This is a genomic window from Rhizobium sp. 01T417, from assembly GCF_056398905.1.
The window spans coordinates 127,685-143,000 of sequence record NZ_JBFTQH010000005.1 but is presented as its reverse complement, the minus strand read 5'-3'; the positions used below and the strand labels follow the sequence as shown (position 1 = coordinate 143,000).

The window sequence follows — 15,316 nt, the reverse complement described above, 5'->3', positions numbered from 1 at the left end:
CAGAGAGGGCGTACAAATGGACGGAAATAAAAGTGACACGGGCCACCAGATTCCGCAAGGATTCGACGCCGCGCTTGAAATGTTGAAGACCCTTATCGCTTCGCGCAAGCTGGTAAAGGACAGACTCGACGAAAATCCTGTCCGGGCAACATTCGAGATTATTGGCGAGGCCGCTAAAGAGGGTACAGACCGCGAGCGCCTGGAGGCCATTTCGGTTCTTGGAAAGGCCTCGGAGATATCGAAGCCGTTGGCAGGTTTGGCGCAGCCTTTACTCAAATCCGCACTTCGCATTCCGATCCCCGGCACCGGTGTATGGGGAGCAGCTGATGATCGCTACTATCTAGCGAAGGCGCTGTCTGTCTCTGACGAAATTTGGGTTGCTGATTACGCGGCTGTGGAACTGGCCAGGGCCGACGTGGCGGAAAGAAAATCGCGTGAAGTGTGGGCAGAAATAGCGATTCATCGATCAAAGGACTTGGCCAGCGCTCTTAAAGCGATCGAGCGAGCTTTTGCCGAGGATCGCGGAGATTTCGACTACTCAGTCGATACTGCTTGCCGAAAGTTGAATCGCGTTCTCGGCGCATTAGGAAATCCGCTCTCGCTGGCTGATCGGCCTCTCGGTGCAGGTTTTGGGCAGTCGTTTTCTGATCTCATTCTTAGGGGCGGCGGAATACGTGGGCCAGAAGCCCGCGCATTACGAGATGAAACCGCCCTTGCAGTTTTGGAACTCTTGGTACAACTACTTCGCCTACGTTTCTCCGCTGCAGTTGAAGCAGATACATACCGCGCGGTCGGAACTGTGCTGGGTTGGTGGAAGCCTGCAAGACCATCTGATCGAGTGAGGCAAACCGCTGATAGGATATTGGCAATTGCCATGGACGCTCTTCACGTCTTGGCACGGCAAGGCGTGTCTGAAAGAGTCGTGCGCCAGTCCCTGGTTAATGCTTTCGGGCAGGAAAAAACAAATGAATTTGGACGCGCAATCGCTCAAGCCGACCCCAGTCTTGAGCTGAATATTTCGAACTGGCTTGCGACAGGAAAGGATATCGTTAGCGCGCAGTCTAACGACGCTGTTAGGGATATAAATGAACAGGCGCTAGACGAAGTTTTGGCCAACCTACTGATTGCAATCGCGCGTCAAGATTCGATTCCTAACTCCTTGGATATTATGGCTGGCGAGATGGAAATACTCGAACCCGGTCATGCGACAACCCTAAAGACCGCCGCAGGTCGTATTCGCGTGGTGACGCAATGGGCTGGTGTTGCAGCGACGAAACGTCGCCTACGTCTTTACGGCAAGTTGGGAGAACTGGTGGCCTACGACCCTGCTGTTCATGTAACCGACAACGCACTCCAGATATCAGCGCGGGGGCGAATCCAGATACCTGGGGTCATTAAGGAGCCAGAGGGCACGCCTGCAAAAATCATCGTGAAGGCGCAAGTGGAGAAGATCGAGGGGGACAAATGAACCGGCATACGGCAATAGACTTGCTTAGCAATCTCTTGGAAAGGGCAAGAGAAGAGACAGGAAAAACCTTTGTTACATCTAGGGAGCTTGTGGCTCTGGACACACTTCTCAAATCGATTGACAGCGGACTTTTAGATCGTGCGACGCCGTCTCCGCAAGAGGAAGGGACGAGCGACAAACGCAAATTGCTGAGCTCAGTGGCAGTCGCGGAAGAAGATGTTATAGAGAAGGCCGCGCTATGCATTGATTTTGGGACATCTTTTTCGAAAGCCTTTGCTAGCATCGATACCGGAGACGAACTGCCGAACATTATTGACCTCCCAGTTGGAAAGAACAGCGGCTGGACGCAACCTCTGACGACTCCGTCAGAAATGTTGATAAGCGAGGATGTGATATACTTTGGCGCTCGCGCCAGGAAGATATTTGATGATACGCAAGCCGCACCAGAGCGCCTTATCGATTCAATAAAACAGTATATGACCCTTGGTGCCGATGTCTCTAACCTCGGCCAAATTCGCCTTGATGAGAAGAAAGACCCAAAACAGCAACTGTTCCAGAGAGATGTTCTCGTTCTCTATCTCGCCCATTTGACATTCCTTGTCGAGACCGCCCTTGAAGCGAAAGGGCTTGGGGCGAACATGCGTAGACGCTTTGCTCATCCTGCATGGGATGATGTAAATCGGGAGGGAAATGAGCGCGAAATGAAACGGATGATGGCTCAGGCGGTCGTTCTCGCCAGATCATTCGGTGATCGGCTTGTTGACTCGTTGAAGCTATCTGACGCGCGCGCTGCCCTCGACGAACTGCGTGAACTTGAAGACGATCTACCGATGGTTCTTATTGGTGAGCCAGTTCGCGAGGCAACGGCTGCCGGTGCTGGTGCTTTGCTTGGTTTGCCATCAAATCGAAGAGCGCCGTACCTCATTGTCGATATAGGCGCTGGCACAACGGACGTGGCCGGCTGCATCTGTGTCAGCAATCCCAATTGGGATCGAAATCGCGTTACGGAAGTAACCAGCGCAGCGAAGGCAATCAAGAGCGCAGGGAACGTTTTGGACAACGCACTCGTGCGAGCGCTCGTTCAGAAATCGCATCTCGCGCAAGGTTCTGCAGAGTATCAAGCGGCAGCAGCGGCATTGAACCGGCATAAGCGGCTCAACAAGGAACGCCTCTTTGCCGACGGCAGCCTGATATTTGAATTGCCCACGGAGGAAATCCTCGAACTCACACTAGCGGAGTTTTTGGAGTTCGCCCCGGTCAAGGCCTTCACTGAGAGTATTCGAAAGCTCATCACGGATTCGGCCTTCGCGGTGGCCGGTAACCTCTCGCGAGTTAACCTCGTGGCAACGGGAGGCGGCGCTCGATTACCGATGATACGACAGATTGCCGAGGAGGGTGTCGAACGTGACGGCCGACGCATTGCGCTCGACTGGCAAAATCCGGCCCCGGAAGGAATGGCGACAAAGTATCCAGATTTGGTGGACCCTTATCCCCAAATTGCCGTTGCGCTTGGCGGCGCATTGCCAGATTTGCCCGAGCAGCGAAAGAGTATTGCAGCTGGGTTGAGCGATGTTCCAAAATACTACATGACTCCTGGATACAAGTCCTGATTTCGTGCCAGCTTGCGGACCTCCCATGCGGGAGGTCCCATACTAATTCATTGACGGCATGCGGTTCTGCTCCATGGCCTGTACTCAGATTTGGCAATCAGGGTATCCGGTTCGTGGACGGTGTGGGCCAAAGCCATGCAGCGAAGCCGTGAGTGCGGGAGTTGGCGGGAGAAGTCTGCACCTTACCATCCCTGAAGCATAGCAAACGAAGCAGGAACATGATGGCGTCGAATCGAACTTGTTGCTATGCCTAGTTCACGCAAGGGGACACGCTCAGATTGCGAGCACATAAACGATTATGGCCCTGCCGGGCCCTTACCGGCTGGGCTTTGCCAGGAATGGATTAATGATTCGAATGCGTACTCGTAGGTTCGTGGACCTCTTCTCGGGATGTGGGGGCTTGTCTCTGGGACTTTCGCTTTCCGGAATGCGGGGGGTGTTCGCAATCGAGCGCGACGACATGGCTTTCGGCACGTTTGCTACAAACTTTGTGGGCGAGCGCTCACCAGAAAGACATCGCTTTGAGTGGCCAGCCTGGCTGAGCCAGAAGGCCTGGAGTATCGACGAATTGCTGGGAGAGCACAAGGCTACCCTTGAACGACTCCGCGGCCAAGTAGACGTCCTTGGTGGCGGTCCCCCGTGCCAGGGCTTCAGCTTCGCCGGCCGGAGAAATGAGGACGATCCACGGAACCTACTTTTCAACAAGTATGTGGAAGTGGTCGAGGCAATTCGACCGTCCGCACTGATCTTGGAGAACGTCCCGGGAATGCAGGTTGCGCATCGTCCTAGCAATGTCGTCGACTTACCGGTCGGGCCAAAGCCACGTCGGCAATCATTCTACGAAAAGCTGGCGGCGAGCCTCGACGCGGTCGGGTATGATGTTGTGGCGTCGCTGGTAGACGCTTCGCGCTTCGGGGTACCGCAGAAACGTTCGCGTCTAATCGCGATCGGGGTACGAAGGGATTTAGCGGAATATCTTGAAAACGGCGTTGGGCGGGTCTTCGAACTGGTGGAGGACGCTCGTAAGCAACAGCTCGCCAACCTTTGCCTTGCCGAGGTCATTTCGGCATCCGAGGCGATTTCGGACCTTGAGGTTGGCGATCGGTCGCTAGTTGCGTGCGAAGACGCTCAATCACCGTCAGGATTTCACGAGGCAATCCCGCGATTGCCCACCACGACCTACCAAATGCTCATGCGCGAGGGCGCGGATGGCGCACCAAACAGCATGCGCCTTGCCAGGCATCGCGACGATGTGCGTGACCGCTTTGCACGCATACTGGCGGAGTGCCGCAGAGGTGTTCGGATGGATGACTCCGCTCGCCAGAGCTACGGTCTGAAGAAGCACCGTATCTACCCTATGTCCCCGACCGAGCCTGCGCCAACTATTACGACGCTGCCAGACGACGTCCTGCACTATTCCGAGCCGCGCATACTCACAGTACGCGAGAGCGCCCGCCTCCAGTCGTTCCCCGACTGGTTTCAATTCAAAGGGAAGTTCACGACGGGCGGCAATCGTCGCACGCGAGAGTGCCCGCGTTACACCCAGGTGGGTAACGCCGTGCCGCCAAACTTGGCCCGCGTCATTGGCACGGCAATTAACAGAGCGTTGGACGAGATCGAGTTAACCAGGGGAGACTTAAACTCTCCCCAGCCACACGCCGTCGCGGTATCGAGGTAGTATATGACTCAGAGCGTGCCGGAAGCGCCTTTCCCCGCGGAATTGCTCAACTGGGCCGGCCACCGCTCGGGTGGCGTTCGCCGACTCTTCGACGAAAAGAGTGGCCGACCGGGTGCTCAAGTATTCAAGACAAACTTGCTTGCAAGGCTTGAGGCTTGGTGCCAGCGCATTGGAGCACAGGATGCCGCGGCACCGCGCGTGATCTTGCTTGTGGGCGGGCCCGGGAACGGCAAGACCGAGGCGATCGAGACGATGATGGGCTGGCTTGATTCCGCCCTGGGATGCAACGGACGCCTCGTCGGGGAGCTCGCGCGCTCTTTCAGCCCCGTCTCCGGCAAAGTACCGCGGCGGGTAGATGTGGATATGGGCATCCTCTCGGCGCAAACCCACTCGGCGCTACGAATGTCGATTGTGCAGGACGCTTCAATTGTTGCCGGAGCCGACGGGAGATCAGCAGCGCAGCTCCTGCTCGATGAACTTCACGCAGCTACTGCTGGCGATGCGTCCCACATGTATCTTTGTTGTGTTAACCGTGGCGTCCTTGACGACGCCCTGATTGTGGCTGCGCAGTCGGGGGAAAGCCGGCCCCGCCACTTGCTCGAGACGGTCACACGTGCCGTGAGCCTCCTTCCTGATGCTCCGTCATGCTGGCCGCTTAGTGGCTATCCCGAGATCGCGATCTGGCCGATGGACATGGAATCGCTGCTCGTGGGCACGGCCGATGGCGGGGCGGCTCCTGCCGCGCAGGTTCTTCGTCACGCAGTTAATGCCGGCCTATGGCCAGCCGCAGGGACGTGCGAGGCGGGCCCACGATGCCCGTACTGTACGAGCCGCGAGCATTTGTCACGCCCCCGCGAGGATGAAGCGTTGCTTGCGATGCTACGCTGGTACGAGCTTGGAAGCGGAAAACGATGGAACTTTCGCGACCTTTTCTCGCTGTTGTCCTATCTGCTGGCTGGTCATCGTGATGAAGTCCGTGCCTCTGACTTGTCGCCCTGCGCTTGGGCGGCGAGCGTCGCCCTTGCAGACGACCAAGCCGCTCGCAATGCTAAGCCCAGTTCCAAGACATCTTTGGCCATCTTCGAGCTCGTCGCAGCACAGTATCAACACGCTCTGTTCCACCAGTGGGATCGAGATGCCGGACCTTCGCTTCTCAAGGACATCAAGGAACTTGGCCTTCAGGAGAACAACACTGCCATGGGACTGCAGTGGTTCCTCAGCTCGCGACGTTCGCGTTACCTTCCGGCAATGATCGAAGGATTGCTGGAGAGCTTCTCATCACTCCTCGATCCAGCTCTCGCTCATCCGGACACGACAGTAAATGTCAGCCGCACGACAACATACGTCCTACGGGACATCGATACCCGTTTCAGCCGCTCGGTGGCGGAGGGACTCGATTTTGTGCGTAAGTCGAGAATCCTGACCGCTCTCGAAGTCGAACTGCTACGTCGCCTCGCCGAGCTGGATACCTATCTCTCGCGACAGGACGTAAGGAAAAAGCGACCCGCTTCCGCGACCCGGGTGCAAAGGCTAGTCCGCGACTTCGCCTGTCGTATTGTTCGGAGGACAATCGGAGCGCGCACTATGACGGTTGTGGAAGCCAGCGTGCTGAAGGAGTTTCAGAATATCGTCGACGATGAGCAAGATCATGGCGTGTATGATGTAGCGCGAGAGATCGAGCTGTTGTTGAACAAAAATCAGGAATTCGAAGTGTCGCTGACGACAACGTTCGGTCAGCCCCTACCACCATTGAATGGCCAGGCAACACTTGTAGTGCCGCGGCGACACGTCCAACCAGCGCATACAAGTGACGAAGGGCGGCCGTTGTCGCCATTGCGCTTCATTGAGATTGGCGAGGGCTCATCTGCTCAGGACGTCGCCTTGACGTACGATCTATTCAAGGCCGTAAAGGATATTGAACAAGGCATGTCGGTAGCCTCACTCCCACGGTCTGTCCTCGCGCTTCTCGATACTACGAGCGCCCGGCTCGCTGGTCCCATCGTTAGGGACGGTAGAATTCTGCGACGGGCGGAGATTCGCTTGGGCAACGGCGTTACAATTGAACAGCGTCGGTCGAGTTTCGGGGTGGTCACCAGGGGGGGCCGCCTATGACATTGGCGGAATTTCGAGAGGCACCCTGGGGCAGGTCGCATGGTACCTATGGCAAAGGTATGCTCGCTATGTCGCCGGCCCCCGAATATGCGACTTCGGAGGTCGTACTCTCATCGCTCTACAGGGTGATCGGCTTTCCTGGGATGAGCGAAAGAGAGGTTCCGCCACTGGGAACCAGGCTGCAGGGCTTGATTAGAAAAGCTCGCGGGCGGGCGGCGGGCGAAAACTTTGGCACCCTGGAACCAGATGCCCTCGACACACTCTTGAACTCGGTGCTCGAGAGCCCAAAGCGATCGAACCAGTCGGCCAAGCGTTTCCTGCAGGTAATTCCGCTTGTCCCGCAGACGGCATTGTTCTCCGGAGCTCCACGGCTCGCCGGCAATCCATGGACACCGGGCGTTCTTGTCCGGAGAATGGTATGGCTCGGCTCGAAGGACGCGGGCTCCGCAGAGGCTACGTGGCGTGGCCTGTATGATGCGATGAGTGTAGGGGAGGAGGACGACGTCTTCGCCCGTTTTCTCCAATCGGAGATCGAGGCTTGGCTACCGGAACCGAAATGGTCGTTCATACCTGCACCCCTTGAAACGATGCCGGTGTGCCCGGATGTTGGAACGGGAATGTTCCCCGCCCGGCAGTTCGTCCACGATCTCGACGCCATCATTGCGGCCAAGCCCCTTCTCACAAGGCGGCAGTGGACGAGCTTGCTTGAGGCGATTCTTCGCCTTGGCACGGTCTCGCACGTCATCTGGCTGTGCGAGTTGCATGCGCGCGTGTGGGGATGCTTGTCCGATGCCCTCGATGGTGCGGGGCCGGCGTCCGTACATGAAGCGCGCGAGCGCATGTTTTCAAACCGTTTTTCTTATCTACCACTTTCCAACAAGCCGCTCTCGGGCATCCGTGACAGCATTTCTCGCTTTCTGACCGCTCGGCTGGGAATTAACGCAATTTTATGGGCGCTCGAGGACCTTGAGGTGGTACCCCATGAAGTCCTTGGATCGGCAGACGGGCTCGCGGCCGTTTGCGAGCAGGTTCGAACGCATTGCAGCGGCTCCCGAGCAGTACTCGTCCGCGATGTAGTTGATGAGCTTGTCGACCGGGAGACCCGAACACTCCTGTGCAAGAAGGGCATTGGCTCAAACATCAGCGAGTTCGTGACCTATAGCCTGCAACAACGACAGACGGCCAATCCGCGGCTGCGGGGCTATGACCAAGGATACATCCTCCGGAAGCGGGGCACTCATCCGAGTAGCCCTTGGATTGTTACGCTGGGACCTGTGGCAGCCATAGCACTGGTGCATTGCTCGCTTGCGGGCGTCGCTGGGCCACGGTCAGTTCACCGTCTGGCCATGCATCTGGCGCAGTATGGCCTCAGCGTCGACCACAGGGACATTGCCCAGAGCGAGCTTGGCCACCAACTCCGTATGCTCGGACTGGTCCTAGACAGCCCAGACGCCGAGAGCGGAATGCTTCTTGTCCCGCCCTTCCGAGTAACTCAGGCAGTCAAGGACGTTTAATGAACAAGCTTGCGTTGGCACTAGCGGATCGCATCAGGTCGCAACTTGGCTCGCTACCCGTATCAGCCGCTGTGCGGGAAATGCGCCTACTGTTCCTTGGACCACCGCATGACTTGATGTCCAAGGTCTTCGACAACCTTGTCAGTGGATCACGCGGAGTCACCCTCTCGGCATTGCCCTTCCTGCTGCCGGTGCCACGTGAAAAGCTGGTCACTGGCAACCCGGCAGTCGGAGAGTCCGGTTGGTGCGATCAGGATCACCTGCTCGACCTTCGCAATCTTCCAAAGTCCGCGAGTTACGTCGCGCTTGTTCCACCCGGCGAGCATAGCATTCTCTCCGTCGTGAGCACGACCGACAAGTTCGGCGTCGCAGAAGCAAACAATGGTGAAAACGCAACGTTCGAGGCATGGTGGGACGACACCTTTGTGCAAGAGCTTGTCAGTCAGGGCCTGACTCAAGCCGGTGTGCCAGAAGACTTGCTAGAAGATGGCAGGCAGCTGCTGGAGGCGGCAGCTCGTTCAGCGGACGAGATTGGTGGGGGCAGTTCGTCACGAGAAGGTGCCTGGAACGTCCTATCGATGTTGTATAACATAGACGCTGGAGCCGATCTCCCCACTGCGGCAGCGGTGAGTCTCTTGTGCGGTGTGCCGCCCATGCGCGACGGAACGCTGTCTGCTAAGGAGCAGCTGAGCACGCTGAAGAACATCGCCGGGGCGATGTCGGATGGCTTCCGCGCCGGCGTTGACCGGTTGTCCGAGGGTGCCAACGACGAGGATCGTGAGCACCTGCGAAGCTTCCTGGACCACATTCGCTCCACTTGCGAGGTTCGCACCACGTTCGAAGAGGCTACCGCAGCCTACTATCGGCCGTCTGAGATTCCCACGCCGTCCATCGCGCCCGGTTGGTGGCGCGCACTCCACGTAGAGAAGTGGGCGGAGCTTCTCGCTGAGGAACCTGTATCGACTGGCGATATTGTCATTACCTGCACCAATTCACTCGCAGCGCTAAGCAGGATCATGCCCTCGGTGGTGGCGAACGAAGTTGACCTGAGATTCGAGACCAAGGGCGGCGACCCAAATGGTTTGCGGATCGAAGTCAATCGAGCGCCCGCAGCCGGCAGCGGCTTGTTGGGCGTTATCGAGGCGAATAGCAGCGAGAAGCTTACCGATCCCACACCGCCACCGCACAAGTCGCCGTTGACCTACAAGGCGACCGCCCCCGGCTTTAAGCAAGGCTCGCTGAAGGTCGTGTCGCTTGCCAGCTGGCAGCCAGGGATACTTGTTGCCTGTAGGCTTGCTCGAAAATTCTCGTCCCCGCGAAAACCGGCCAAGCGCAGTATTAAGACCGGGGCAGAATGGGAGACCAGCCTTGGTCTACCGGGACCTGGCCGGTACGAGTTACTTATCTTCGCCTCGCCTCGGATCGAGCTCGAGCAGTCGGCTTTTCTTTCAATTGACCAAACTGACGGGAATGCCGGCTCGCCCGTGCAAGTGCCGCTTCGACAATCAAGTCACGAGATGTTCCGTGCCGAAATCGAGGTCGACGGCAACTGCCAGTTCGACGTTCGGTTCGCGCGGACCGCCAAGAATGGCTCCGCTGTGACCGAGACCTGTCGGACTTACGTTACGTGCGAAGATGCACCCGAGATCGGCTGCCGGAGCGAATTCGAGCGGCTCATCAAGGCCAATCGGCGGCAGCTGGAAAGCTTCGATGCCAAGGCGATTATTCCCGTAAACCGCGCTGTTCGATGTACGATGCTGCAGGACTGGCTCCTTTCCCAGGATGCTGTGCGTGAATCCTACCAGCCAATAGTACTCGCCGAGGATTATGGAGATCAGTGGGCACCTCCAACATGGGGCACTGGGGGTGGGCCGGTCCTATCGCGCGGATCGTTTATCCAGGACCCTCGGCCGAACCCGTCAGAGTTCAATCCCCCGGAGCAGTTCTTGGCCGCCCGCGAGGAGATCGCCCGGCGCGTACGAGGCGACGGTGACCAGTCCGGCGTTTTCGAGACGGCAAGGCTCGGCGAGTGGGCAATTCGTGACGAAAGCTTTGCGGCTCTGGTAGAACAATACGTGGACGCCTACCATTCGTGGCTGGCGACAGACCCCGAGGTGGCTTGCTGGGCAGACGTTGTCGCGATTTCCTCGCTTGATGCCAGCGGCCGCAGTTTGTACCGCGAGCCGGTGGCGATATTGCTTTCCCCCCTTCATCCGCTGCGGGTTGGCTGGCATGTCGTGGCCCAGCGAATGCTTGCCGACGCAGACGAGCTTGGGAAGCCTTGCCCCGCCGCAAGCGTGCTTGACCCGGACTGTGTACCAGACATCCTGTCGCTCTACCTGCGCTCCCCCACTGGAGTCGACCAAGTCGACTATCTCGCGGTTGAGAACGGAACGGACTACTGGTCGGTGCTGTGGAACGGCAAGGAACTTGGGAAGCTTCCTACGCGCTCACTCGCCGCACCTTTTGGCGAGACCTTTGGCATCAGTGTCGGCGGCATCACAATTGGCTTTAGCGCCGCGCAGGTGGTGCGGGCCCTTGACGATGTGTCGGGCCTGCTCGCTGCAAAGCCGGTTGTCGCCATAGCCGTCTCAAGCGCGGGAGGAACTACTGATAACTGCAATCAGGGGCTAATCGATTGGTGCACTTCGCGCTTTCAGGAGGGCGCGCGCCGTACCAGGGCCCAAGCCGTCGGCCCTAGATTTGTTGAAATCTTCGATGACCGCATCCCTGGCGCGCGACCAGACGACGCCACGATCTCGAACTTGTCCGAGGACACCCGCAACAGTGTCAGGTGGTTCTCCCGTCAGCCCAAAGGAGCCGTGCCCGACCTTGGCATTATTGCCCAGTTAGATATGTCCGAGCCCCGCGCTGAGAAAGTCGATGGGCGTACACCACTAGGGGCCGGTGGGATGATTAGGCACAGGGTCCGTAGGCAGCTCCCCGGTGCCTTTCTTTCAGAGTCACGACAGTCGACTGCTCCGGAGCCCACTGGCGAGGTTCTGGTGGATAAGGTTGCCGCATTGCTCTCCGCGACAGAGAATCTGGGGCAAGTACGCACTGGGCTGCAATTTGCGCCTAATGTGCACGAGGTTCAGTACATGTTAAGAGAGCGACGCACGGACTTCGTTGCAGTCTCCTCCTCAGCAATTGACCCCGCATGCTTCCTGGGTGGCTGGCTTGAGGGAGCGTACCTGTGGGACTTCGATCTACCGTCCTACTCCCATCGGGCAGGTGATACGAACGGCTATTATTTGCTCTCGCAAGTGACCGAAGCGGACCGCGAGGCATTGTCCAAGGCGCTGGCGCGCCTTCCGGGCTGCGACGATCTCGAGCAGGACCGGGTCCAGGACGTTTTGCTTGAGGTCGCGAGGCGCGGAATACCAACAATAAAGGGCTTGGCAGGTGACGATGCAGGGGCAACTGGCGACTTGGGTGTTTTCGTTGGGGCACGCCTACTTCAAGATCAGTTCCGTGGGGGCGCAAATCAAGGCGACGGAATCCTTAGCGTCATCGGTGGTTCTGCCGAGGATGCAACAATCGCGATCATAGTCCCTGTTGATCCATTCCGCGGCTATATTGGCGACCTCTGCAAAGCACTTGGCAAAGACCGTACCGACCTCTCGCAACTCCGGCCCGATCTCGTTGTGGTAGGCATTGACCTGTCTGGAGGAGGTGTCCGGATCAAGATCACCCCAGTGGAGGTAAAGTGCAGGCCGACGTCAAGATATGGCGCGGGCGAAGCAGTGGAAGCATTGGATCAGGCCAAGGCTCTCTCCTCGCTGATTATGGCGATGCTGCCGCACGACACCCAGCCAAGGCTCTGGGGACTGGCGTACCAGCACCTCCTGCTCTCGATGATCGGATTTGGGATGCGCGTTTACAGCCAGCATCAGGACGTGGTCGGCCACGCCGCAAGGTGGTCCGAGTTTCACGAAAGGATTGCGGGGGCCATTCTCGACGGCGGTGATTGCGTGGAGGTCGATCCACGTGGGCGCTTGATAATCGTTGATGACAACCCGTCGAGTAAGCCGCAGGACTTCGACAGGGATGGGTTCGATGAAACAATCGTGATCTGCCGCGACGACGCCGCCAGCGTGGTCGCGGGGGACCCGAAGGACTTCTATGCCATGGTTCGCGCCCGGCTGAGTGATTGGGAGCTCATGCCACAACACAAGTCACTGACCGACGCGGAGCCGTCTACTGAAGGACCTGAAGGCTCTGACCGGACGACGAACGGCGCGAGCGGAATTCCTCACCCTTGTAGCGATCACATAGATGAGGGGCTTCCGGTTGTCCACGCCTCACCGAGCAGTTCCGATGAAAGCACGATAGGACCTGAAGTCTCTGGGAATGGCGTCATCTTAAAGCTGGGCAAGACTATTGACGGTTTTCGACCGCGCGACTTGCAGTTGAACATCTCTGACACCCGGTTAAATCAGCTTAACATGGGCGTGGTCGGCGACCTCGGAACAGGCAAGACACAGCTTTTAAAGTCTTTGATCACGCAGATCGCGTCATCGGCGCAAGAGAACCGCGGCCACGCGCCGCGTTTTCTTATATTCGACTACAAGCGTGACTATAGCAGTGAGGATTTCGTCGCGGCCACCGGGGCCCGCGTCGTGCGCCCACACCGAATTCCATTGAACCTGTTCGACACACGGACGGCAGGCGACGTACCTTCACCTTGGTTCGATCGCTTCAGGTTTTTTGCGGACGTGCTTGGCAAGATTTACTCTGGCATCGGCAACGTACAGAGAGAGAAGCTGAAGCAAGCCGTCAAGGCAGCCTATGGAGCAGCCCCGCCTGGGCAACCCCCAACGCTGCGTGAGGTTCACACTGCATACTCGGACATTGTCGAGGGTAGGCCTGACTCACCCATGTCGATTATCGGCGACATGTTGGACATGGAGATATTCGAGGACCAACCTTCGAAGACGCTACCATTCGATGCCTTTCTCGATGGCGTTGTTGTGATTGCATTGGATGCGCTCGGCCAGGACGACCATAGCAAGAATATGCTTGTCGCCGTCATGCTCAACATGTTCTACGAAAACATGTTGAGGACTCCTAAGCGCCCCTTTGTGGGGCAGGACCCCCAGCTCCGTGCTATCGACTCCTACTTGCTGGTGGATGAGGCGGACAATATTATGCGGTACGAGTTCGACGTCCTGCGCAAACTTTTGCTTCAAGGTCGCGAGTTCGGTACGGGCATCATTCTGGCATCGCAATACCTGCGTCATTTCAAGGCTGGCGGGACAGACTATCGTGAGCCGCTCCTCACCTGGTTCGTCCACAAAGTCCCTAACGTCACTGCCGGCGAACTCTCCGCGCTTGGGCTTTCGGCTACCGCGGCGGAAATGGCCGAACGCGTGAAGGCTCTCGGTAACCACGAGTGCCTTTATAAGTCGTTTGACAGCCCGGGGGAATTCATAAGAGGCTTTCCCTTCTACGAGCTCATCCGCACATTGGGAGACAGCGGTTCATAGAGGGTTGGTATGCCGGACTTTCTGACACCCGAGGAGCGGTCGAAGCGGATGTCGCGGATTCGCTCCTCCGATACCTCGCCCGAACTCGCGCTCCGTCGTGCGCTCCATGCGCTCGGCCTGAGGTACAGACTCCACTCCAAAGAGCTACCCGGTAGGCCAGACATCGTCCTAGCCCGGCACAAGGCAGTTGTCTTCGTGCATGGCTGTTTCTGGCACCGGCACGAAGGATGCAAAGTTGCGACAACCCCGAGGAGCAACACGGCCTTCTGGCAAGACAAGTTTGACCGAAATGTCGCTCGCGACAAGAAAGTGCAGTCGCTGCTGCGAGAAAAGGGATGGAAGGTCATAGTCGCCTGGGAATGCGAAGTGGGATCGCAACGCCGCGCGGCGGCGACGGCGTGTCGCATTGCCTTGGAACTAGGGTGCGAAATCTCGCCAAAAGGCATTTAGCACGGAAAGACAGGCTGAAGATCGCCGCAAGCGTTGTCCCTATCTCACCCGAAACAGACTTCTACTCAGGGCGGAAAGCGGCCAAGACTACAGTATGAACGCAAGGAAATCGGAGCTACGGGGCTTGTTGCCATGGGAACCGACGTCATCACAATAAGAGATATCTACGAACGGTTCGGGCGTTCTTGCGAAACGGCCCAGTACTTTGAAGGTATGTTGGCCATAATATGGTTAAATCTTGAATATCTCGCCAATGGATGGTGGCAGAAGTCGCCACCGCCAGATGCGGCTTCCACCTTTGTGAAAAAGATGGATCGCAAAACGCTTGGCACGTTGCTGAAAGAGGTCCGGAGACTCTTACGATTTGAGGATGGTGAAAGTATTGAAAACCAACTGAGCGAAGCTCTCGAGCTTAGAAACTTCCTGATGCACGAGTTTTTCAAAACAGAGCCAGAACTGATGCAGACTCCCAACGGACGACATCAAAAACTTCTGGTATTGGGGCGGTGTCAGGAAACGTTAGACGAGGCATACAATATCGCGCGAAGCATTCTGCAGGCGTTAGAGAAAATTCGCTCTGACCTTCAAGACCCTGAATGTCGAGATGCAATCATCGAAGAAGGTCTCACAAACCTCGCGACCCTTGGTTCTGGCAGTCCTAAGCTAAACTAGCAAGTGCAGCCCACTGCATCCTCGTGCCGCGCAGGTCAGGAGTTGCAAATGCCGAAATGGGTGTCATCAATCGGTTGATCTCATGATCGAGGTCGAGAGATTTCCAATCCAGGCCCGACCTGCCCAGCAACTCGACTTCCGCGATTTCGGTTTCGGAAGCGTCAGCCAATCCCTGCAGTGCGCGGGCAGGAACCACGAAGGCGGAGCCGTTGCTGAATTGGACGACGATCGTTCCGGCACGTCTGTCGTAGCGGACATTTCGAGGTAGTGGATGAGACATGTGAACTCCTGCGGCAGAGGTGGCTCTTGGACCGCTCAGAATT

9 protein-coding genes are annotated in these 15,316 nt (G+C 57.5%); 8 read left to right on the top strand and 1 reads right to left on the bottom strand.

Annotated elements, in window-relative coordinates; translation table 11 throughout:
• The first annotated feature begins 16 nt into the window (after positions 1–16).
• The 8 genes from AC1DPR_RS07750 (at position 17) to AC1DPR_RS07715 (ending at position 14,993) form a co-directional block, all read left to right on the top strand.
• On the top strand, positions 17–1,468 hold the full coding sequence (locus tag AC1DPR_RS07750; RefSeq protein ID WP_477816070.1) for a hypothetical protein: 1,452 nt from the start codon (positions 17–19) through the stop codon (positions 1,466–1,468).
• Positions 1,465–3,078 (top strand): rod shape-determining protein, encoded by a 1,614-nt coding sequence (locus tag AC1DPR_RS07745; RefSeq protein ID WP_477816069.1) that lies wholly within the window; start codon positions 1,465–1,467, stop codon positions 3,076–3,078. Before AC1DPR_RS07750 ends, AC1DPR_RS07745 begins: the two co-directional genes overlap by 4 nt.
• 298 nt (positions 3,079–3,376) lie before the next feature.
• Positions 3,377–4,756, top strand: a complete 1,380-nt coding sequence (locus tag AC1DPR_RS07740) for a DNA cytosine methyltransferase (RefSeq protein ID WP_477816068.1) — start codon at positions 3,377–3,379, stop codon at positions 4,754–4,756.
• Between the two features lie 198 nt (positions 4,757–4,954).
• A complete protein-coding gene (locus AC1DPR_RS07735; protein ID WP_477816067.1) occupies positions 4,955–6,868 on the top strand; it encodes a hypothetical protein in 1,914 nt (637 codons plus the stop codon).
• Positions 6,865–8,382: a hypothetical protein gene (locus AC1DPR_RS07730; RefSeq protein WP_477816066.1), complete on the top strand. Its 1,518-nt coding sequence runs from the start codon at positions 6,865–6,867 to the stop codon at positions 8,380–8,382. Before AC1DPR_RS07735 ends, AC1DPR_RS07730 begins: the two co-directional genes overlap by 4 nt.
• A complete protein-coding gene (locus AC1DPR_RS07725; RefSeq protein WP_477816065.1) occupies positions 8,382–13,871 on the top strand; it encodes an ATP-binding protein in 5,490 nt (1,829 codons plus the stop codon). Before AC1DPR_RS07730 ends, AC1DPR_RS07725 begins: the two co-directional genes overlap by 1 nt.
• Positions 13,872–13,880: 9 nt before the next feature.
• Complete coding sequence (locus AC1DPR_RS07720; RefSeq protein WP_477816064.1) at positions 13,881–14,321, top strand: very short patch repair endonuclease; 441 nt, start codon at positions 13,881–13,883, stop codon at positions 14,319–14,321.
• Positions 14,322–14,453: 132 nt separating this feature from the next.
• A complete protein-coding gene (locus AC1DPR_RS07715; RefSeq protein ID WP_477816063.1) occupies positions 14,454–14,993 on the top strand; it encodes a hypothetical protein in 540 nt (179 codons plus the stop codon).
• Here the strand turns inward: AC1DPR_RS07715 and AC1DPR_RS07710 are convergent.
• Positions 14,980–15,273, bottom strand: a complete 294-nt coding sequence (locus tag AC1DPR_RS07710; protein WP_477816062.1) for a DUF2442 domain-containing protein — start codon at positions 15,271–15,273, stop codon at positions 14,980–14,982. The two genes, AC1DPR_RS07715 and AC1DPR_RS07710, sit on opposite strands and share 14 nt — an antisense overlap.
• Positions 15,274–15,316: the final 43 nt, after the last annotated feature.